Source organism: Parabacteroides sp. AF14-59 (assembly GCF_003479515.1).
GTDB classification, from domain to species: domain Bacteria; phylum Bacteroidota; class Bacteroidia; order Bacteroidales; family Tannerellaceae; genus Parabacteroides; species Parabacteroides faecis.
The window spans coordinates 248,150-271,237 of the sequence record NZ_QUHH01000001.1; the positions used below are offsets into that span (position 1 = coordinate 248,150).

Annotated in this window: 20 protein-coding genes; 2 read left to right on the plus strand and 18 right to left on the minus strand. The window is 42.5% G+C overall.

What is annotated here, in order from left to right; genetic code table 11:
- Positions 1 to 206: 206 nt before the first annotated feature.
- The 12 genes from DWW23_RS01140 to DWW23_RS01195 form a co-directional block, all read right to left on the minus strand.
- Positions 207 to 1,124: a site-specific integrase gene (locus DWW23_RS01140; RefSeq protein ID WP_122351662.1), complete on the minus strand. Its 918-nt coding sequence runs from the start codon at positions 1,122 to 1,124 to the stop codon at positions 207 to 209.
- Between the two features lie 624 nt (positions 1,125 to 1,748).
- Positions 1,749 to 2,141, minus strand: coding sequence for a HEPN domain-containing protein (locus DWW23_RS01145; RefSeq protein WP_075557771.1), 393 nt, complete (start codon positions 2,139 to 2,141; stop codon positions 1,749 to 1,751).
- Positions 2,138 to 2,446 carry a nucleotidyltransferase domain-containing protein gene (locus DWW23_RS01150; protein ID WP_122351454.1) on the minus strand — a complete coding sequence of 103 codons (309 nt, stop codon included), beginning with the start codon at positions 2,444 to 2,446 and terminating at the stop codon, positions 2,138 to 2,140. Before DWW23_RS01150 ends, DWW23_RS01145 begins: the two co-directional genes overlap by 4 nt.
- Before the next feature lie 105 nt (positions 2,447 to 2,551).
- Complete coding sequence (locus tag DWW23_RS01155) at positions 2,552 to 3,067, minus strand: GNAT family N-acetyltransferase (protein ID WP_122351455.1); 516 nt, start codon at positions 3,065 to 3,067, stop codon at positions 2,552 to 2,554.
- 98 nt (positions 3,068 to 3,165) lie between these two features.
- Positions 3,166 to 4,431, minus strand: coding sequence for an ATP-binding protein (locus tag DWW23_RS01160; RefSeq protein ID WP_122351456.1), 1,266 nt, complete (start codon positions 4,429 to 4,431; stop codon positions 3,166 to 3,168).
- 187 nt (positions 4,432 to 4,618) lie between these two features.
- Entirely contained in the window at positions 4,619 to 5,674 is a 1,056-nt protein-coding gene (gene rsgA, locus DWW23_RS01165; protein WP_122351457.1) for a ribosome small subunit-dependent GTPase A, read from the minus strand.
- Positions 5,671 to 6,450 carry a class I SAM-dependent methyltransferase gene (locus DWW23_RS01170; protein WP_122351458.1) on the minus strand — a complete coding sequence of 260 codons (780 nt, stop codon included), beginning with the start codon at positions 6,448 to 6,450 and terminating at the stop codon, positions 5,671 to 5,673. The genes rsgA and DWW23_RS01170 overlap by 4 nt, the downstream gene beginning before the upstream one ends.
- 226 nt (positions 6,451 to 6,676) lie before the next feature.
- Positions 6,677 to 8,044 carry an ATP-binding protein gene (locus DWW23_RS01175; RefSeq protein WP_122351459.1) on the minus strand — a complete coding sequence of 456 codons (1,368 nt, stop codon included), beginning with the start codon at positions 8,042 to 8,044 and terminating at the stop codon, positions 6,677 to 6,679.
- Positions 8,028 to 8,726, minus strand: coding sequence for a response regulator transcription factor (locus DWW23_RS01180; protein ID WP_122351460.1), 699 nt, complete (start codon positions 8,724 to 8,726; stop codon positions 8,028 to 8,030). Before DWW23_RS01180 ends, DWW23_RS01175 begins: the two co-directional genes overlap by 17 nt.
- Before the next feature lie 113 nt (positions 8,727 to 8,839).
- On the minus strand, positions 8,840 to 9,349 hold the full coding sequence (locus DWW23_RS01185; RefSeq protein ID WP_122351461.1) for a ParB/RepB/Spo0J family partition protein: 510 nt from the start codon (positions 9,347 to 9,349) through the stop codon (positions 8,840 to 8,842).
- A complete protein-coding gene (locus tag DWW23_RS01190; protein WP_122351462.1) occupies positions 9,333 to 10,637 on the minus strand; it encodes a DUF3440 domain-containing protein in 1,305 nt (434 codons plus the stop codon). Before DWW23_RS01190 ends, DWW23_RS01185 begins: the two co-directional genes overlap by 17 nt.
- The gene (locus tag DWW23_RS01195) at positions 10,585 to 11,028 is read right to left on the minus strand and encodes a hypothetical protein (RefSeq protein WP_122351463.1); all 444 of its coding nucleotides are present in this window, start codon (positions 11,026 to 11,028) and stop codon (positions 10,585 to 10,587) included. Before DWW23_RS01195 ends, DWW23_RS01190 begins: the two co-directional genes overlap by 53 nt.
- A gap of 239 nt (positions 11,029 to 11,267) precedes the next feature.
- Between DWW23_RS01195 and DWW23_RS01200 the strand changes: the two genes are divergently transcribed.
- Entirely contained in the window at positions 11,268 to 11,732 is a 465-nt protein-coding gene (locus tag DWW23_RS01200) for a TspO/MBR family protein (protein ID WP_122351464.1), read from the plus strand.
- 49 nt (positions 11,733 to 11,781) lie between these two features.
- Here DWW23_RS01200 and DWW23_RS01205 read toward each other — a convergent pair whose 3' ends face one another.
- From DWW23_RS01205 to DWW23_RS01230, 6 genes are all read right to left on the minus strand, one after another.
- On the minus strand, positions 11,782 to 13,101 hold the full coding sequence (locus DWW23_RS01205; RefSeq protein ID WP_122351465.1) for a sigma-54 dependent transcriptional regulator: 1,320 nt from the start codon (positions 13,099 to 13,101) through the stop codon (positions 11,782 to 11,784).
- A gap of 49 nt (positions 13,102 to 13,150) precedes the next feature.
- Positions 13,151 to 14,326, minus strand: coding sequence for a DUF418 domain-containing protein (locus tag DWW23_RS01210; protein ID WP_122351466.1), 1,176 nt, complete (start codon positions 14,324 to 14,326; stop codon positions 13,151 to 13,153).
- 367 nt (positions 14,327 to 14,693) lie between these two features.
- On the minus strand, positions 14,694 to 17,177 hold the full coding sequence (locus DWW23_RS01215) for an ATP-binding protein (RefSeq protein WP_122351467.1): 2,484 nt from the start codon (positions 17,175 to 17,177) through the stop codon (positions 14,694 to 14,696).
- Between the two features lie 30 nt (positions 17,178 to 17,207).
- On the minus strand, positions 17,208 to 18,929 hold the full coding sequence (locus tag DWW23_RS01220) for a phosphoethanolamine transferase (protein ID WP_122351468.1): 1,722 nt from the start codon (positions 18,927 to 18,929) through the stop codon (positions 17,208 to 17,210).
- 198 nt (positions 18,930 to 19,127) lie between these two features.
- A complete protein-coding gene (locus DWW23_RS01225; RefSeq protein WP_122351663.1) occupies positions 19,128 to 21,320 on the minus strand; it encodes a DUF4838 domain-containing protein in 2,193 nt (730 codons plus the stop codon).
- 25 nt (positions 21,321 to 21,345) lie between these two features.
- A complete protein-coding gene (locus DWW23_RS01230) occupies positions 21,346 to 21,687 on the minus strand; it encodes a hypothetical protein (RefSeq protein ID WP_122351469.1) in 342 nt (113 codons plus the stop codon).
- Between the two features lie 200 nt (positions 21,688 to 21,887).
- Between DWW23_RS01230 and DWW23_RS01235 the strand changes: the two genes are divergently transcribed.
- A complete protein-coding gene (locus DWW23_RS01235; protein WP_233564235.1) occupies positions 21,888 to 23,015 on the plus strand; it encodes an alpha/beta hydrolase in 1,128 nt (375 codons plus the stop codon).
- Positions 23,016 to 23,088 lie beyond the last annotated feature (73 nt).

A 23,088-nucleotide genomic window follows, 5' to 3' on the forward strand; every position in this document is an offset into this window, starting at 1 on the left:
ATACTATGGCTAAAAAATAGGTTAACTTGTGAAATTTAGTAAAATAAATACGCTTTTTTTAAGAAAACACCCTACACTCCTTGTTTTTTCATTTTTTTCTTCTTACGTTTGTCACGTACTTCATTACAATTCAGTATTTTTCTTATTTATAAAACACTGATTGTAAGACAGAAAGAGGATGTTCTCCCTTATTATATAAATAAGGTTTACCCCACCCGCAAATAGCAGCCGATCGTCTCAGAAACCTGACGGTTTGCTTTGGCAACTTCCGATACGTCAAACTCCTTTAAATAGATACGGGTTGTCCTTTCCGACGTATGTCCCAATGCCTGACTGATCACGCCGATAGGTACATGCAGGTGATACGCCTCCGAAGCCCAGGCATGACGGAACGAATAGGTCGTCAATGTTTCCGGCAAATTCAGCATCACACTGATATCTTTCAGGTATCGGTTTTCCGTTGCCAGACAGGCTTTATACTGTTCGTGGGTCATATCTTCCGATAATACCGGAAAAAGATAGTGCCGCTCTGCACTGCAGTAGCGGTCGATGAGCATCCGCATCTCCGCCGACACTTCCATCCGGATCAGTACCCCCGTCTTCTGACGGCGGTATTCAAGCACCGTACCGTTCTCCACCAGGTTCTCGCCCGTCAGATGCACGATATCCACAAAAGGGATACCGCAGGCAAGGAAAGTGAACAGTGCCAGGTCGGCTGCCAGTTGCTTGGTCGGTTCCTTTTTCAGATCGAGTGAAGCGATCTTCTTTATCACTTCCACCGGCACAGCCCGTTTACGTGTCTCCTCCCGTTTCAACCGCAGTCCGGCAAAAGGCGATCTCTCCTGCCGTCCCCTACCGAACGGCAAAGCACGGTTATACATCGCCCGAAGGCAACTGAGGTAACTGTTCACCGTATTGACACGCAGCCCTTTCCTCTGCAGCCACAACTGGAAGTCCTGCACAAGTTCCGCCGTCACATCCTTATGTGCCGGCCCTACATCTGTGATAAAGCATTCGAAATGGTTCCGTACAGCTCTATACAGATCGGCGGTACTCTCATCTCCCCGCCTACGTTTATCCTGTTCCTGCGTCGCCATCAGCCCGCAAAAATCTTTTCTCTTCATAACTCTTCCTCCATTCATTTTCAGATCGATCAAAAAGATAAAGATAAACATTCCCCCCTTTCAAATTGTTCGTTTTTCACCTCCCCAGCTAACAGCACTCCCCTCCCAAATCCTTGTTCCAGAGGAACAAACCGACCTCACCGCCCCGTTTCCCTCCCTTCATCCCCGTTCCTCCCGGAAATCATTGCAATGATTCTCCCCCATCATCACAATCTCCCCACGAAGTCATCACAATGACTCCGCACACTCATCACAATGAAGGGGGGTAATCATTGTGATGAAAAATTTAACACATGAAAAAGGAATAGATTTTCTTCAATTATTACTCCCTAAAATGGAGTATATACAGCTCCCCAAAAGCTAGAAGCATCTTTTCGGCAGATCGTTTTCAATAAACAAATTGTAGCTGGTCTCGCCTTTTCCCTACCACTTGCTCTGAAAACATTACAATGATCGGCATTATCATCTAACTAAAATATACTTCTATCTTCTATGGAATATCTTTATGTCAAACCTCAAATCCCGGTGAAGCAGAAAAAAATTATCCTCTTATCTCCCCTCTTCATCGAGAGCCGGGAAATAAGAGGATAATTACCAAATTGACAATTTACTATAACAATACAATTATTCTAAAATCAGTTTTTCCAACGAATCAATAAAAACAATAGCTTGTGGGTAAAGTTCTTCCACTTTATCCCGCGTCATCATAATATAATCATCGTAGTCACCTGTCTGACGATTATCATATAGAATAGAGAAAAAGCGAGCTTGCTCTTTTGATACTTGTCCCGATACAACAAATTCTTTTCCAAATGCCTGTCTCACCCCAGAGTGGGTCTTGACACTAATGCCTTTTTTAAGCAATAATGCAGCTACAGCATAATAACAAGCATAATACATTCGATTAGTCGCCGTATTCCAAAAACCATGTTCTATATGTACAGTAATTTCCTGTAAAGTATCTTTCGCATTTTGCAAACGTAAAGCGATCAAAGCTGTTCTCTCATCGTCTGTCATAATACTACTCCTTCCTTCATTACATTCTCATAAAAAGGAGTAATCAGATTATTCCAAAACTTCTTAGGGAAAACTCGCGGACTAATTATGACACCTGTTTCAAACTCGATATCATAAAGAGGATAAGCTATTTCCTGTTCTTCTTTCAGTGAAATATTATCCTTATTTACCAGTATCAGTACATCTATATCACTATCAGGACGAGCATCCCCTCGCGCTTCACTTCCATAAAGTATAGCTTGAGCATCTGGGGCAACACGACGAAGAACTTCACGGATGCGATTTACTATTTCAGGACGTCTCATAGGATTCTCCTTTCTTTATTAATAATATATGTACTCTGCAAATGTAACAAATCCGGAGAGAATAGCAAGAGGATTTCAGTATTGTAATATTCATAATTGAATGATTTAACGATCTATTATTACTTTTCTATAGTCTCCATCGCTTTTCTTCTGAAAGCCATTTCTCAGTAATACCTTTATAGAAATAATATTTTCCTCCACCGGATCTGCCGCAATTTCTTTGCCTCCGATTTCAACAAGTTTTTCCTCCAACATCTGAATAATCCTTTTGCCAAGACCTTTATTCAAATATTCCTCCTCACCGATCAGATAACCAATTTCAAATGTATGATTTTCCTCTACTACATCTCCATACAGCGCGTTAAAATCATGCCCGTCTTCTTCCAAATCTTTCAAGAAAAAGCAATCAGCATAAAGACAATACCCAATCCTCCGATCCTCATGGCAAACAATAAAGTGCTTTAAGAAGTCATATTTCCCATCTCTTTCCCTTATCTCATCCAGCCAATCCTCTTTATCACCAAACCATTTCGATATATACTCCTTATCCAACCATTTATCAAAATATGGTATATCTTCATCCATCAGAGGTTTTAATACAAGTTCTTTCTTATTAATCATGAATTTATTCGTTATAGTATTTTATTTGATAACATCCATTCCTTTGCACTCAAACAAAAGCCATTCAGTCCTAGCTGGCTTCAAAATATGAAAGCTCCTTACAAACTTAAAAGCCATTTCCATACAGGAAGGACTTCAATTGTTTTTCCGCCCATCTCTATCGTCCGTTCCGTATCGCGGGTAATAATCAATAGTTTCTTACATTCTAAGACTTCGGTAATTTTCAGCAAGGCTTTTACTTCCCGGTCAAATGTTCCATCGCTATTGTCAAGATTGTAACAAACCTGAATAGCTGTGTAATCATCAGGAATGTAGAAGTCTACCTCAATACTTTGATTATAAAAATAAACAGCATCATTTCGCCCGTATTTACGCAATAAATTCACGGCTACCATATTCTCCAATAAAGAAGTATTCCCGTCCAATAAAAAAAGATTCAGAATACCGTTATCCGTGAAATAATACTTAGGTGAAGTTTCTTTATCGACCAATTTCCCTGCAATATTCTGTATAGGATTAATAAGCCATGCATCTCTAGCGTATTCCATGTAGTTTATAACTGTCTGCGTTCCAACCTTTGCTCCGGTAGATGATACAATATTTGCAATCCGGGTAAATGACAAAGGTTGCTTGACGCTTTCGGCCAGTTTCTTGAACATGATACGTAAAGCGAATGTGTTATCTACCGTATGACGGGCTGCTATATCTCCCAGATAGATTTTTTGATAAACACTGGTCAGATAATCCCGTTTAACCAATAAATCAGCTCCTTCCGGGAATCCGCCAAAATAGAAATAGTCATTGAATTTTCGCAATACTTCGGCTTTGCCTTCCGTTGATAACAGGTGATTGGAAGTAACAGAAACATCGTTTGCCGTCAAAAACTCTTTGAAAGAATACGGATAAACATCAATAGGAATATAACGTCCACCTAAAGTTGTCTGAATGTCCTGACTTAACATTTTAGCATTACTTCCCGTAATGTAAACTCGATGTTTCGTATCAGCCATACGACGAGCAAATTTTTCCCATCCGGAAACGTTTTGTACCTCATCTAAAAACAAAAGAGGTTTCTTTCCATACATTTCTAAATGAACTTCCAATAACAGATTTAAATCTTCTGCTTTCATTCCGGTAAGACGTTCATCTTCAAAATTGATATAAAGCATTTCATCCCACTGTACACCTTGTGCTAGTAGTTGCTGCATCCGTTGATATAACAGGTAAGACTTTCCCGCTCGCCGAATACCCACAAAAACATAATTTCCAAACTCCTCAAAAGTGAAACTTCGTGGAATCACCTTATATTTGGGGACTTCCACTTGATTGTCAGCGATAACCGTTTTCAGAATATTTTTATCCATATCTTTCTATATTTATTCTCCAAACAATACAAATATAGTCCATTTTTATTTTATACACAAAACAAAAATAGATGTTTATCGTTTTACCGACAAAACAAAAACCATTCTACCCTAAAGTTTGTATGTCTAAAAAATAATACAATACAGTGCAGGAATCCGAAGAAACCTGCACCATATAAAAATAAAATCAGGAATTTGCTTTGCGCTTCTTCACTTCTTCCACGAGCTTTGTAAAAGATTTATCCCTTTTACGTTTCTCATGTTCGGAGGCGGAGAAATGCCAGGCTTCCCGCTTTAGTTTCAGATAGCTTTCATACACTTTTGTATCTAACAGGCCCTTGTCGACTGCTTCCTGCACAGCACAATCAGGTTCATTGGTATGTGTACAATCCTTGAAGCGACACGATTCTGCATAGCTGGAAATTTCCAACATTTCAGCAAGTGAATCGGGATTATCTACAGCCAATCCAAATTCACGGATCCCCGGAGTGTCTATTAAAACACCTGAACCGTCCATCAAGACCATCTCCCGGCGGGTGGAAGTGTGCCGTCCTTTTCCTGTGGACTGGCTTATATCCGATGTCAACAGCATTGATCTTTCACAAAGTGCATTAACAAGAGAACTCTTTCCCACACCCGACGAACCAACAAACACCACCGTTTCGCCTTCCGAGATGGATTCCCGTAACCGGGAAACTGTCTCAGGATGAAGGATACTGGTGAAAAACACCGGCATCCTGCTGGCAAGATGTTTGATCGCCTCTTCTACCACCTGTTTATCAAAAGGCAGATCGGATTTATTGAGTATCAACACGGGATCGATACCTTCTTCCAGTATCTGAACCATGAAACGTTCGACCCTGCGGATATTGAAATTATCATCGAGGCTCTGCACAATAAACGCCTTATCCACATACGATGCAATCGCCTGTTTCTCGGTTACTGTTCCACTTTTCTTACGATACAATGTCCGTTCACGGGGCAGCATATCAACGATAATCCCTTTACTATCGTCGAAAGGTTGAAACAGAATCCAATCGCCCGTACAAGGCAGTTCAAAGCCAGATCTTCCATACATCATATTTCCCGTCAACTCGCATTGGAACAATCCGTCTTCAGAAATAACTTCATAACAGGTGCGATGCACGACAGCTATCCGTCCGTGAGATAACGTATTATATGCCGATTTTTGTTTCAGTTGGTTCAACCTGTCATTCCAACCATACATATCCAAACAGATCATAGCGTTATCTTTTTAGCGATATAAAACACATAGCCGTAGAATCCTTTGTACTTACGGTATAATTCCTCTTCGTGATGTGACATCGCGATAAGTTCTTCGGCAGTTTTATTTCCCGGATATTTGGCTAGAAACTTTTCCCGTGCTTTAACCAAAGGCGCAAAATAATGTTCTCTCCAGCAAGTTTCAGGCAAAATAAAAGAAGCGACAGGAAGATATCCGGCCTTTTGTATCAGGGCTACCTGATTGGGAATGGTATCTATTTCCGGATAAGCCTCCATCCAAAAATCATGGATCTCTGCGGGACGTTCTTCGGTAAACCATGTGCTTTCGGAAACAGCGATATATCCTCCTGTTTTCAGATATTTACGCCATTCGTTCAGTCCGCGTTCAAAGCCAATATTATAAATGGCTCCTTCCGACCAGATCAGGTCTAATTCACCTTCTCCAAAAGGAAGGTTATCCATTGAACCGACGATTCCTTCCACTCTATCCTGAAGATTCAGTTTCCTGGCATTGTCGTTGAACCGGTCGATGAATCCCGGAAAAAAGTCGAGACCTGTAATATGTCCCGGTGCATGCTGCGCCAAGGTCATTGTCTGTCCGCCTGTACCGCAACCCAAATCGGCAATAAGAGACCGGTCGGTCAGGTTATCTATAAAACTCAATGCTTTAAGGGTCACTTCGGGACTTCCAGGTCCCTGACGTTCCGTGTTTAAAAAATATTCGCAGATTAAATTAAAATCGAATTCGTGAATTGTTTTATTTTCGTTACTCATTTTCTTTATGTATATAGCATACCCGTGAAAGCATAACAATGCCGTCATCATTGTACACTGATTAAAATTGAATTAATACAATAGAAATTACACCCGAGCAGAATTACCCGAGAATAAACGAAAGGACAACCTGTACAAGGAATACAGATTGTTTACTACACCAAATCCGATTTAAATAGGTTGTTTAACATGCGGCAAAGGTACATAATATTTTATATTATGCTAATTATATATGCGGAAACTCCACCACAAACACAGTCCCTTCACCCGGATAAGAATGAACATAGATATTTCCTTTGTGGAGGAAAACGATCTTTTGAACCAACGCCATCCCTATTCCATTGCCGACAGCATAGTTACGGTTACTGCCACGGTGAAAGGCGGTAAAGAGATGTTCCATATCCTCTGCGGGGATTCCGATACCTGAATCGGAAAAGCGGAGGATGGATTTTTCTTCATAGAAAGATATCTGCACCGAGGAAGTTTTGTCATCAGAGAATTTACAATTGTTCTCCATCAGGTTGACAAAGGCAGTTTTCAATAGATAAGCATTCCCGGAAACGGTGATCATGGCATCGTCGTCAGTCTCTTCTTCAAAAAGCAGATTGACCTTATACTCCTTATTGGCTTTTAAAACCAGTTCGCGGGCATCGAGCAACAACTCGTCCAAGCGTACCTCTTCCATACTGATCTGCTCCGGCTGATAACTGGCACGAGCCAGATTAAGCAAGCCCTCAGACAATTTCACAACCTTATCCGCATCCGTCAAAGCCTCTTCCACCGCTTTCCGATAGGCTTCACCGGAACGCTCCTTGAGAAGCGTAACCTCCAGACCACCGATCAAGGCAGCCATAGGTGTACGAAGTTCGTGAGAAACATTACTGACAAACATTTTCTGCGCATCGAACGACTGCTCCAATCGGTCGAGCGTATGGTTGAAGGTCACAGCCAACTCTCCCAACTCGTCTTTTTCGTCCGCTACCGGAACTCTTTCGTCCAGATTGGATGCCGTTATCTTCTCCACCTTCCTGACAATATTCGAGACAGGCGACAAAGCACTTCGCGACAGAAAATACCCCACAACAGCCAGTACCGCCAACCCGACACCCCATAATATCAGCAGGATATTCCGTAAAGCATCGAGCTTCGCATAGCCATAACCGTCAAATGCAGCAGCCGTGATAACATAGTCTTTCCCCTCAAACGGATACAAAAGTCCGACCACCTGATAATCTCCTTCAAAGAATTCGATGGATTTCTTTTCGACAATACGTCGGATCATTTCCGGAGTTTCTTTCACCCGGTCTATCTCTTTGGCATCATGATAGAGTAGATTGAAATCCGGTTCGTAGACAGCCACCTCCACCTCATCGATAAACTCCCGGTTATTCATGTAAATAGATTGCATAGTAGCGGCATCGACCTTATGTTGCAGGAATAGATTTGCTTTCGTAATCCCCTCCTTTTTCAGGTCACGATAGAAAACACTTTTCCGGTTACTTTCCGACAAGAACCAGATCATTCCCATCAGAAACAGGAAGACAGTAGCTGTGACTGCCGTATAACGGATCGTCAGTTTAGTCCTGATTTTCATCGGTACGCAGTATAAAACCCATGCCTGGCTTAGTATGGATCAGTTTAACAGGAAAATCACGGTCGACCTTCTTTCGGAGATAATTGATATAGACATCGATAAAATTAGTCCCCGTATCGAAATGAGTATTCCAAACCTTATCAGCTATCTCTGCACGCGACAGGACACGCTCCGGATTCTCCATCATATAAGCCAGCAAATTAAACTCTTTAGGTGTCAGTTTTATCTCACGTCCATCGCGAAAGACAGACTTGCCGGACAGATCGATACGAAGATCGGCATAGTTTAACTCCTGGGGCTGTGTAGTTTGCGAAGCGACAACTTTTCTTTTCAGCAGCACCCTGATACGGGCATCCAGTTCGCGGAAATCGAAAGGTTTGACCATATAATCGTCCGCCCCGGCATCGAAGCCGTCCAACTTGTCGTCGGTTGTACCCAAAGCAGTAAGCATCAGAACGGGGATATCCGGATTCAGTTGCCGCACCTCTTTCGTCAGCTCAAAGCCGTTCATCTTCGGCAGGATAATATCAGAGATCACCAGATCGAACCCCGAAGCCCTAAAAAGACGCAACCCCATCTCCCCATCAAAAGCCACCGACACCTGATAACCGGAATCTTCCAGACCTACCTTCAGGAGCTCCGCTACACGCTGTTCATCTTCTACTACCAGTATTCTTGTCATGGGAAAAGGCTTTTACAAATTACAGTGAATGATATCTGCAAATATAATCATTAATTATAAATCAGACATCACCCCTCTCGGGTATGCATCTATCCCATACAAAGATGAAAACATTATTCTTCCGACAAACTGAACTCCTTATTAGAGAATAATTCGGCCAATCCCGATATCTGCTTCAAACGCAATATTTCATCTTTATCCATTCCTATATTACGCTGTATCCAGGTATCGGACATACCACATTTGGAAAGTTCGGAGACTATATGACTCATCAACTCGATATTATGGGTGCCGCGTGCCCTGTTATGGCGAATCGTCGATGCCATTCTATTGGACAGATCTTTTTCTATGACAGTAACGGGAAGCATTCCGTGTTCACGTTCATATATACGTTTCGACGTTTTCATGACCATATAACGGTGATAACCGTCAACCAATTCATACATATCTTTCTCCGGTACATAATAGCATACGCAAGGTGAGGTGAAGCCATCTTCCCAGATGGAGACTTCCAGTAATTGCATTTCCGGGGGAGCAACCACATTGGGATTATAGCTGTTAGCCATTACTTTTTCAACCGGAACAGGTCTTACTTTGTAGACAGGGCTAGTATATTCCTCCATATAATTCAGAGTTATAAAGTTGTAAAATATTTTCCTTTTGCTTTCTCTCATGAATATTCAATGAGAATCCCATATATTTACAATAGTAATCGTTTTTCAGAATACAGATACAAACCCGTTTATAGGTCGGCAGTTCCTTAAATTCCGGAATATCGATATCATCCAGATATTCCATACGGACCGGTTTCTTTTTTGTCTTATAATTCGTGCTATCTTCCACCCGGATAGGGATCCCGATCTGTTGCAGTTTCTCGATCGTTTCCTCTGCAAGGCATCCTCCTTTATCCCGCCAGAATTTTATGCTGACAGACAACTTCTGTAAATAACCGTTACGCGTCTTCTCAGGCAATGTTTTTAACAGGAATTCCATATAAGACTTCCAGGTCATTCCTTTAGGCAACTTGACCGATTGCCATCCCAAAGCGGAAGTGCCGCCATATAATCCGGCAAAACCGACACCGTTGACCCGTCCGATCATCTTTCCCCACATATCGGGATCTATCGCCCGGTATAGTTTCAGGCTAGCCAGCGCCTGGGAAATAAAAGGACTTGCTACCCGCTGTTTTTCAAGAGGCACTCCGGCCTGATAATACAAGTCGTACAAATGATTATAATCCCATTGAAACTTACCGTTGGCAATCCATATATCTTTCGTTTTCCAATCAAAGATAGGATAAGCGTTATAGACACGAGGCATTACCTGATGAACCCATTTCAAACGCCGATAGGTCTGTACCTTACTTTTTATATGGATAGCCCTCCATCTGTTGAAGCTCTCCTGAGTACGTATCCCGATTAAACAGCAAGTTCTTCCGGCCTGCTTTTTCTCATGCAGCCATCCTGCAAACAACAACTGAAACTGATAATCCCACATGTCTTCATTATAGAATGGAAAATCTTCAGCTTTCAAAGAGTTTTCAGGCATTTCGTTTACCCAGATATTTTGCTGTAGCTTATCCCAGGGACGCCAATAGTTCTGGAACATCGAGGTACAGGTCGGTACTTTGAAGGGAACACAAACTCTATATATTTCCAGAATATCCGCATTAGAAGCCAGTGTCCGGTCTACATAAGATGTCGTTTCCTGATACTGCACCTCATAATCCATATGAAATACCCCCAGTTTTCGCTTCAACCGGTGTTCACGTATATAGTCGATACACAAATTCAACAGCACACCGCTGTCTTTACCACCGGAAAAGGACACATATATATTATCGAAGTCGGAAAATATCTTATCCAACCGCGCTTGTACTGCTTCGTAAACATTTATCTTTTCTCTCATCATCGCATCTATATTCCATTTTAATATATAGTTTCCACTTTTGAGTTACAAAAAAATGATTTGAAGCAAAAATATCTTCATGCCGGGTATGAACGACAGCCCGTATGATTGAAGTGTTTTTGAAATGCTCCAGAACAGCATCGATCAGGGATGACATCGTTTTATTGTCCTCCCCTCTCACATAATAGTTATTGATAACTACACAGGTACTTTTGATCTCAACAGGTATAAAGCCTGTAACCATGTCTCCTTCAATGGCGACGAACCATAAATAGTGTTTAGAAGTTTTGAATGGGTAATTATTATTTTGCCGCAGCACGCTACAGTTCATCACCAGTGGAGCGACCAGTTCGTATAGCCTCGGGGCAATTCCGGATAATACTTCTATACTCATATTCCAAAGAGACTAGGACAACAAAAATCTTTTGAAATACAAAATTAAACAAAATACTGTTCCAGGTTCATTATTTGCAAATATTTTAACTTTAAATAGCGAGCTTCACCCTTTAATTTTCAAAAGTAGCAGATAATAAAATGTATTATCATCCCGACTAGATACAACACAAAAAGTTTGTCATTCGGGACAACAAGATCATCCTACCTTTTGTTATTCAATTAGAAAAACGAAAGATCATGAGAAAAGCATTGAATATTATTATCCCTATCCTGATTTGTTTCCTGGTAGGACTTTCCGCCAGTTATTTTCAAGCTGACGCAATAAAGAACTGGTATCCGACTCTTATAAAACCGGTATTAACTCCTCCAAACATCACCTTTCCTATTGCCTGGAGTATTATTTATCTATGTATGGGATTATCTATCGGATCAATGATCAATTCTGGGAGTGAACGAACAAGATTTTTCATTAAAGCTTTTATCTTCCAACTTTTCTTCAATTTCACATGGAGCATCGGTTTCTTCTATTTTCAGAATCCGCTTATCGGCTTCCTGAATATCATATTGCTCGATATCTTCGTGATTAATTACACCTTGAAAAGTTATCCCGTCAACAAAGTTAGCTCACTACTCTTCATTCCCTATCTAATATGGCTACTGTTCGCTACTTATTTGAATGGGTATATTTTGATGTATAATTGATTGTAAAAAATAAGCCGGATCATGTCCGGCTTCATCTTATATTATCCTATCAATCCAAATTATAAAGTTTCAACTTATTATACAACGTTTTCCGATCGATTCCCAATAGTTGGGCGGCACGGGTTTTATTGTTGCCGGATTCCTGGAGGGCACGTTTGATCAATTCGCTTTCGTGAGCTTCGTCTTTCAAGAGGATGCGGGTGTCTTTTGCAGGGGCATCCGTTAGTTCTTCAGGAAGTTCATGACGCGTAATATAACGTCCTGTAGCCAGAAGTGTTGCATATTTGATGACATTCTTCATCTGACGCAGGTTTCCCGGCCATGAATAAGACTGGAAAAGTCGGATCGTCTCGTTATCGAAACCGATAATATCTTTCTGTAATTCCGCATTTGCCTGGTCAAGGAAATTATTAGCAAAAAGCAATAAGTCCTCTTTACGTTCTTTCAGGTCCGGAATGCGAACCGTAAATTCGTTGATACGGTGATAAAGGTCTTCGCGAAAATCACCTTTCTCTATTGCAGTACGCAGATTCTCATTCGTTGCCGAAATTAACCGTACATTAATAGCTATTTCATCGTTCGTTCCGATCGGTTTTATTTTACGCTCCTGCAGAGCACGAAGCAACTGCACTTGTACCTCGTAGGTCAGGTTACCTATTTCATCCAGAAAAATCGTACCGCCTTGTGCCGCTACAAATGCACCGGTTTTATTATCTATCGCCCCGGTAAACGAACCTTTCACATGGCCGAAAAACTCGGATGCAGCCAAATCTTTCGGGATAGCACCGCAATCTACAGCGATAAACGGCGCTTTACTACGGTTACTCTGTTCGTGGATACGACGGGCAATATATTCTTTTCCAGTACCACTCGCCCCCGTTATCAACACGGACATATCCGTCGGAGCCACCAGACGAACATGGTCGAATAACTGTCGGGCAGCAGGACTTTGACCTTCAATATAAGTATTACTCTCCGATGATTTTACAGCCAGACGATGTTCTGCCGGTACCGTTTTTATCAATTCACGTATCTTTCCCAATAATTCTTCCGGATTCAACGGTTTGGCTATATAGTCAGAAGCACCCAGCTTGATTGCCTGGACAGCCGTTTGTATTTCTGCATAGCTTGTCATCATGATCAGTGGCAAAGAGGTCTGTTTCTCTTTTACCCATTTCAACAGATCGATCCCGTCGCCATCCGGTAAACGCAAATCGGACAGGATAAGATCGTAACCTCCGTTTTCTATCTGACGCTTTGCATCTGAAACAGAGCTAAATGTTTTTACTTCGAAGCCCTTTTTACCCAACCAGGTCTTTAGCATCAAAGAAAAAGTTATATCATCTTCTACTATAAGAATCGACGGCATACATTATTAGATTAAAACCTCTGACAAAGATATATATTTTAACGGAAAATCAGGAACAAATCCAAGTCGCTTTACGCCATGCTCCTTCGAACGGCCCCTGTTTATGATTCTTTAACCACCAATGACAGAAGCCTAACTGAAGGATGAACAACAACACTCCTACTCCGAAACTGGCAGTGACACCCAGGTATTTATACAATCCCAGACCATAACCGAAATAGATAAACGAACCTATAATCGACTGGCTCAGATAATTAGTCAAGCTCATCTTTCCATAAGGAACTAATCCATATAAAATTTTATGGGAAGTTGCCTGTTGCCACAGAAAAACAAAGACAGAAACCAGAACACACATGAATGAAAAGTTACGGAAAGAGGATACAATCGTATTCATCGGAGTAAGCATGCTCCTGTTCGTCAATAAATCCGGCAACGACAAAGACAAATAATACAGAGGGATGAAACAAATAAGACCGATCAAGAAGGCACGTTGCCAAAAAGTACGGTGTTCCGCAAGATTCACAAACAACTGTTTACGTCCGATCAACATACCCAACATGAATAAAGATGCAGTCTGGAAAAAGCGTCCGTAGCTCCAGCCCCATAGAATGCTGAACAGTTGGCCATCCCATAAATTCGATTTGACCATCTCCCAAAAATCAGGCTGGCTGAGGAATGGATACATTTTTCTGTGATGCACCAGCCATTGCTCGGCCGAAGCCATATAATCAGGATGCAGCATTGCATAAAAGAATTTACCCCATTCCACAGGCTGAAGCATCAGGATAACGGCAGCAATTAATACAGCACGATCACTCCAGCGGCAAACAAGAATGAGTACGACACCGATTATTGCATAAAGGACAAGTATATCTCCCGGAAAGAAAGCCCCGTTGAAGCAACCTATAACAAACAATAAACAGAGCCGCCACAGAAAACGCAAACGGAAATCCTTGCCTTTTCTGGCCTGGTTATTATACTGAATAAAAAAGCTGAACCCGAACAATAAAGAGAAGATCGCATAGGCCTTCCCTCCAAAAAGGAAAAACAGTGTGTCCCAGACTCCTTTATCCAGGCTTTTCATAAAATCAGAAGTGACTTCCGGAAATTCGTAGAAATTAAAATGTTCGATATTATGTAAAAACATAATCGCCATAACGGCGAATCCTCTTAACGCATCAACAACTTCAATGCGTGGTGACTTGAGTGGCATTTCGTGCTCCATGGTAAAATAGGTCTTTTTTAATATTGGGCACGAATTTAACAAATAAACCTAACCAAACAAAAAAAGCATCCCCAACAGATGCCTTTTTTGTTTCGCAGACTTAAATAGAATACTCAGAAATAATCTTTCTTTGTTTTAAACGGCTTAAATGTAGAAACGTCCACTTACGATTCTGTAAATATGAATGCGAATACCGTGCCAGAATCCGTAAAAGGTCTTCGTCTATTTCATAAACTCTTATAACTTAACAGAAAAGAGAGATAAAATGTTTTAGCTAACAAAAATATAACAAGGAAGATACTGGGGAACATAATACACAATTGGGGATTTTTTCTACAAACCTGTTCCACAAAAAGGCTGTTATCAACTAACAACCGCCGACTAGGCTCGCTGCCTGATCGATAATCTTTTTCACTTCGGCGATTACCTCCGAAAGCAACGATTTCCATTCTTCTTCAGGCAATGTGGCAGCATTCTTCTCTATAGTTCGTAGCTTTTCAACCAGAGATGTTGCACCCAGCATTGTGAACAAGGGAACCATTTTATGAGATGTTTTTGCAGATAGTTCCCGATCGTTATCACGTAAAGAGTCTTCAAGCAGAGCATTACTCTTACCTGTTTCTTCAATAAATGTCTTCAGGATAGATACGGAAGCATCCCTGTCTTCACCGGCAAAAGCCGTCAGCGAATCAAAGTTGAAATCGGAAGTTACCACCAATTCCGTCGACAACAGTTTATTCAATAAAGAGATTAACTGGCGGGCAGTAAAAGGCTTATTCAGAAAACCGGTAAAACCGGATTCCAGATAATGGTCATGCTCATTCTCCACACTGGCGGAAAGCGCAATGACCGGGATCGAATCACTACCCGGAATGCCGGATTTACGTATGCTTTCCAACAACTGATAACCATCCATTCCCGGCATCTGAATGTCCGTAATGACAGCATCGAAAGCGGTATTCTGTAATAAAGAAACTACCGAGAACGGATCGGTACAACAAGTTACTTCCACATGATTCTGCCGCAGATATTCTTCTGTAAGAGCTAACTGTAGCGGATCATCATCAACCAGCAGGCAATAAACTTCACGTCCGGCAAAAGAAGGTCCGGACGGCTCCACCGTAATTTCTTCCTCCGGTGCAGGAAGAACCTGAACATCGGCCACAGTAAGCGGCAACTCGATGGTAAAGTCACAACCCTGTCCGACTACACTCTTCAATGAAAGTTCTCCTCCCATCAATGCCGTCATCTTCCGGGTGATAGATAAGCCCAATCCAAACCCTTCCGCTTTTTCAGTGGCAGAAAGACGGGTAAATTCTCCGAATATACGTTCCTGCTCTTCGGGAGGGATTCCCGGACCGGAATCACTTACCAGCACATTCAGCCGAGCACTGTTATCAGTTAAAGCAGTGATGGATATCACCATGACAACCCGTCCCTCACGTGTAAACTTAAGGGCATTCGACAACAAATTACCCACCACCTGGCGGATACGGATCGGATCTCCGATATATAACTTATCCGTCCCTTCTTCTTTCAGATTCAGGACAAATGTAAGATCCTTCGATTCGGCAATCGGCCGGAAACTGGTAAATATCTCATTGAACAAGGCCGACACGCTGAATGGAACCCGCTGTATCTCCATTTTCCCCGATTCAAGCCGGTGAAAATCCAGCAGGTCATTGACCAGTGACAAGATATGACTGGAAGAACCGGACATATTTTCCAGATAATACTGCTGCCGTTCGTCCGGATGCCTTTTCAGCAAAAGATCTATATATCCGATGATGGAAGAGAGCGGAGCCCTGATATCATGGCTGATCGTCAACATCATCTTTTCCCGGCTATGCAACAGGTCTTCGGCATACTGCTTCGCCTTCTCCAATTGCATTCTGTAATATTTACTTTTCGAGACATCACGGGTGATCATAAAGATAAAGATGATCACAATAATAACAGAGACGACAGCAATACCGGCAATCAGCAAAGATGTTTCACGCAAAATCAACTGTTTGTTCTGCATACGTTCCAACGAAGCGTTCACCTCTTCTTCTTCGATATCACGTAATATCTGGTTGATCTTACGGGTAACTATACTATTATTATACCTCAGATTGGCAGCACGCTCCAGCAACTGATCCGCCAACAGTTTACGTTGTCCCGCAACACTATCCTGCAGGCTTTTCAGCACACTGGCAATCGTATCCGAAGGATTATAAGCGTTCACCAGGGTATCCGTCACGATCTGGCGGGTTGTATTGACGATAATACTCGTATCTTCACGGCTGGGAGAGAAAGCGTCTGCCAGACGGCGGAAAAAACCGCGCGGCTTCTTTTGGGAAAAGATGGTATCCTGCTTGACTACCACATGTTCTTTTATCTCCTTTTGCTCGATGAATGTATCCTGTTCGGCTATCACCTTTTCGATATTGATCGTATAAAGATGTTCCGTATTCGTTTCTTTCCAGGTTTCCAGCAAACGCCGGGTATTCAACCGTTTCTGCCTTAACAGCATATCGATCGTATCGATCTTCAATAATTGAACTGAGTCGGTGATCAGGACACGCAGTGAATCCATATTGCTGTGAGCCTTATTCAATGTCCGGTTAAAGTGATTTACATCATTCTGAGGCATACCGACCAACTGCCCCAATGCCTCACTTTCATAAAGCAGTGATAACGTATTTGTTACAAGGTAAACTTTCTGGCGGGCTTTTCCGTCCGGTTCTTCCTCACCGGCCACCTGTTCGATAATCCGATAGATATATACGACAGAGCAGATCGCTATTGCAATCAACAACAAATATCCCAGAATAACCTTAAGGGTAATATGTCCACTTTGTTCTGCCATAAAACAAAGGTAGAAGTTTATCTCAAAAAATCAATCCTTGTCGTAAACAATTCCCCATTTGTCCAACATCTCGAAGTCGGTTTTCTTCAGTCCGACTTTCCAGAAAGGTACGGGATCATCATGATCTCCAAGGTACATACGATCACGGACCGTAAAAGACGGATTGGACACCGCCAACGTAGAATCGGAAACATCCGTATGTATTCCGGCAAGATCCAGTACTGTATGGAACACGCTGTTCGTGCTGACCGGCAGAGCCTGATGCGCTTCTGTCATCTGATATTTTTCCGGATAAGTTTCACGGTATGTATCCGAGAACCAAATCACATAGGGTATATGCAACTGATAATAAGTCGGAATCGGAGATGCATGCAGATAACGCGCACGGGCATCATCGAAAATATCTTCACCATGGTCACTCAGATAAAGCATGGAAGCACAGGCATTCGTTTTTGCCAGCATACCGGCAATTTCGCTCAGTACGTAATCTGTATAAAGGATTGAATTATCATAAGCATTGCGCAATTCCTTTTTATAGGAGGCACGGATTCCTTCCGCTTTATCCGGCTTAAACAGAGAAAAATCTTTCGGATAACGTTCGTGATAATTAAAATGCGATCCGTAAGTATGAATCACAAAAAACAGGTTTCCTTCTGTCTTATCCAGTTCTTTTTGCAGATAAGGGAGCAATTCTCCGTCATGCAGCGAAGTAAGATAAGCTGATTTCGGTTTAAATGTACTCATATCGATGAAAGCATCCGCCTCCCGGTAAAACGAACCGATCATCGAAGTACTCAGATTTTGATTGGCTATCACCACCGTATGAAAACCGGCTTCCCTAAAAGCGGTAACGATACTCTTTTCATCATATATCACTCCGTAATCTTCCGCACTGGCTGCCGACAGAATGATGGGGACACTCTTATGCGTATTATTGGATTGTGTCACCACATCGGTAAAATGAACCAGTCCATCCAGTTTTTCCATCCGGGGAGTCGTTTCCCGCTCATAGCCATACAAACTCCATTCCATAGCACGTGAAGTCTCTCCGACTACCAGCACATAAATTTCACGCTTCCCGCTGGCCTGTTCCGGCTTCATCGCATTGAATCTGAAATCAGCGGATGTGATATGATAGTTGCTGTTTTTCTCCGCTTTATTGATCGCGAAGTAAAGATTATAAAGGGCATTTCCCGGATAAAAATCATCTTTCAGAGAGACCTGATGCCCCTGGATCGGAGCCAACAAACAAAGAATAATCCCCAAAATGAAAACACCGAAACTCCGTATGGCCCATTTCTTACGGAAAGACCCTGTCAATTTCGCTTTCATCCGGACAGACCAGGTAGCCAGCAATAAAGTCGGCAACGTATAAAAGAAAAAGACACCTATAATCACCAGAAAGATATTTCCAAGCAATTCACTGGCTTCGGAGGCTGTCGAGCTGGTCAGATTCAGGAACATATCCACAGCAATGACCGATTCGCCGAAAAGGTGAAGCAGCACCAATTGCCCTCCGTCCAGTATGACTTTCGGCAACAGGCACCAGACTACGATTCCCGGTTTACGTGCCAGTAAAAGGAGACCGACCCAAAAAGCATAAGGTAATATCAAAGAAGCAATCCCAACTGTGACAGGCAACGGTTCTGTAAAGAACAAGACACAATTAGGAACAATAAACAGCAACGCAAACAGGAACAGTAAATGTTCCTGGGATGTGAACCAATCCCTCAACTTTATAAAATAACTCATCGATATACCGTAATATTCCTAAAAAAACAACTATTCTTTTCTCTTCTCCCGCATTCATTTACGGGCGAACTGCAAAAGTAGGTGTTATTCAGCATATACTCATACTCAGCACATACAAAAAAAGTTATTTCATGATTATTAAAAATGCAAGTCCTTTTGATTAAGAACTTGCATTCTGCTATTTGTCACAAATAAATATTACTGAACAGTAACCTCATCCAGGAAGAACCAGGCCGGGTAGCCCACTCCATAATGCCAGGACGGACAGGTTTTAACACCTTCAATCTCCACTTTTATATAGCGGGCCGTTACAGGAGAAGGAACATCGCACTTAACTCCTACAAATTTCACCTGTACGGAACGGTCTTCCTCCAGGCTCTTTTCGCCGAACGGCTGCCAGGTCTTATTATCTGAAGAGATAGAATAAGTTACTTTTCGGGGAAGTAATATCCATGCCCCCAGCTGGTGAAGGAAGTCACTTTCAACCAAACGGACAGGCATGTCTTTTCCCAAATCGAGGATAAAGGAACCATCGATCCCCTCCCATCCTATCCAGCTTTCCACGAAAGTGGTTCCACCGAACAGTTCATCGGTCAGGGCTGCCTCACCTAAAGTTTTATATTTACCGGACGGTTCCTGCAACCAGATAATCTTCGCACCCTTTGCCAGGTTCTTTGCCTTGCCGGGCAGATAACGCTCAGTATATAGTTTACAATATTCAGTCGGCGGATTGTTCCGTTCATTCAGGGTCGGAATATTGAACTCGCGCGTACGTTCTTCAAACAGAGCCAGATTGGCTTTTACCTCTTCCAGGTCGTGATTTCCTTCAGCACGTGCTATTTCCAGTCCGGCATATTGCAACGGCAAACGGGATAACCGTACCCGTTTCAACAGAACGGGATCGTCAGCAACCGCTTGCTCTGCCTGGTCGAACAATTCGTTATAACGCTTACGGCAATTCGTATTCAGCATACCATCCTTATGCGTAACCGGCGAGTCATAGATCCAGAGACGTTGTTTACTGGCGAGCAAACCGCCTTCCAATAGTTTCTCATATTGATAGATATAGGGAGATGCTGCCCCATAATAACCATCCATAAATGTCCGCATCAGTGAATCGGCATTCTGATAAGGGTTCCACATCAGCTTGCTGACCATATAAGCGCGCATCTCCGGGAAATCTCCGCCCTTCGATCCTCCGATCTGCGAAAAATGCATGGTAGCATGGTGATCTTTAAATAACTGAATATTCTTTTGCAGAATCGGGAAATTCGGGAAAGGGGAAACGTAATTATCAAAATTGATTCCGTAATCCCATACAAATATATTATTACTGATAGCAGACCAGCCTTCCATCGCTTTCATAAAATCCTGCCCGGAAGCATTGTCTGTTAACGGCACTTCGCGATCACAGTCAATATCGCAAAGCATGATGTTGACATTCGGCAGCGGCTTGACATGTTTGGGCGGATGCATGGTATATAAATAAGCCAACGTCGAAAATTCCTTATCCGGAAAACGGGCCGCCAGTTTATTCAGGAAATGGATCAGACTACCAGACGGACCTCCCTCCTGTTCGTCGAGCGCCTTACATGACGGACAACTGCAATTGGTAAAATTACCATCGTTCTGGCTGACGGAAATCATATTCTTTCCGGGATTGGCCTTAAAGATCGAATCGATCTTCTGCGCAGCCATCTCGAATACTTCCGGGTTGGTCAGACACCACTGGCTGGCTTTCCCGGGGCGGCGTTCGCCATTGATGAACGAATAATATTCGGGATGCGATTCTCCGTATACGTCCGAAGGAAGAATACGATCGAACGTATGCACCCACATTCCTCCGGCAAAGACTTCGGATGGTTCTTCAAAACGGAACCATAATTTATAGACAGGGTCTTCCCGCAAGGCATAGCACTGGCTTTGGCGGTAACGGAAGGCAGGATTCTCCGCACGGTCCAGTTCCGGAATAACCACAGTAGAACGTTTCTCCAACCTATAAGCATCTGCACTATAATAGGCAACTCCGAGATAATCTTCCAACAAAGTTACGGCTCCATAGATATTCCCTTTATCGCCGCCACTGCTGATATAAACAATTCCATTATCTGTTTTCAGGCGAAATCCGTCTTCAGTCAGGCCGGAGGTATCTTTTCCTCCAATCACGATATCTCCTTTACGAGGGGATTTATCCGTCAGTACAGGCAAAGATGCTCCGCTTATCCGTTGCACAAAATCCTGCAGAAGAAGTGCCGCCTGATTATCTACGGAATTATCCTTTTCTATCAGAATACGGGATACAGGTTTACCCTCTTTCACTACAGTCACCTGGGCTTGCAGGCAGGTGGCTACAGATAAAAGGAATGCAGTACATAGGTTTAGTGTTCTCATGTTCATAAGTGTTTAGTAGCTGTTTTTACAGCTTTTGTATGATTCCTATAAATTCTTCATTCGTTATATCCAGTTCCGGCTCTTTGTAATTCACATAATCTTCAAAATAATCACTGGCGATATCGGCAACGATCTCTTTCCCTTCCAGGCCATAGGAAGAAACCAAATCCTCCACCTTACTTCTTATCTGCCGGATCACCTGCAAACGATCTTCATATCGATCCGGTTTTTCCATATCTGTAACATGTTCATTACGGGCAACCAGATATACGACCGTGTAAAATTTATCTACATTACCGAACACTGGGATAAACAACGCTTTTTTATCTTCCGGCAGAGCAGCCAGAAATTCTTGTATCTTAGTCATAATTCTCTTTCAATTAAATTCTGTAGGACAAATCTACACAAAATATCCCTGACTCACGAAAACACACCGACACATTTTTGAGAATCCGTAAATTAGGTAAATATATCCTTGATTCTGGTACAAAGCCGCTTGTTGTAATCCGGTAATTTTGTAATGTGAAATTAATAGAGAATGACATTACCTAATTAAACATTAAAAGTATGGCAAGAAATTCATTCCGGAAACTACGTATTATAATGGTCGCATGCTTTTGCATCATGGGAAGCTTATTCGTTGCAAGCTCCACTAAAAATGTTGTTACAACGACAGACATATCCGAAGCGACAAGTACTCATTTAAAAACTGATATAGCAATGAACGAAAATCAGAATTTAACGCAGATGTGGGACAAAGTGTTCCCACAAAGCGACAAGGTTGATCACAGTAAAGTGACCTTCCGTAACCGCTACGGTATTACGCTCGTAGCAGATTTGTATATACCTAAGAATGTCACCGGCAAACTGGCTGCCATCGCCGTCTCCGGTCCGTTCGGTGCCGTAAAGGAACAGTCGTCGGGCCTCTATGCCCAGACACTTGCCGAGCGCGGATTCCTGACTATTGCATTCGATCCTTCGTATACGGGCGAGAGTAGCGGTGAACCCCGATATGTAGCATCGCCCGACATCAATACAGAGGATTTCAGTGCAGCAGTCGATTACCTCTCGACACGCGATGACGTCGATCCCGAACGTATCGGTATCCTCGGTATTTGTGGTTGGGGTGGCATGGCACTCAACGCAGCAGCTATCGACACCCGCATCAAGGCAACGGTAACTTCGACGATGTACGACATGAGCCGCGTCAATGCCAACGGCTATTTCGACTCGATGGATGCCAATGCCCGTTATGAACTCCGGAAACAACTCAACGCCCAGCGGACGGAGGATGCGAAGAACGGTACGTATGCGCTTGCCGGTGGTGTAGTCGATCCGCTGCCTTCCGATGCTCCGCAATTCGTGAAAGACTACTATGACTATTACAAGACCAAACGCGGTTACCATCCCCGTTCACTCAACTCGAATAATGGTTGGAACAAGACCTCGTCCTTGCCGTTCATCAACATGCCGCTGCTCTCTTATAGCGACGAGATTCGTAGTGCCGTACTCGTAATGCACGGTGAGAAAGCTCACTCCCGCTATTTCAGTGAAGATGCTTTCAAAAAACTAAAAGGAGATAATAAGGAGCTGATGATTATCCCGGGAGCGAACCACGTAGATTTATACGATCGGATGAATGTAATACCTTTTGATAAGTTGGAAATATTTTTCAATAAGAATCTATCCAACTGAACCACGGATGAAAAAATCTATTAACTTTAGGGCCTATAAACGAATTAAAAATCTGATATTCCGACTAAAATTA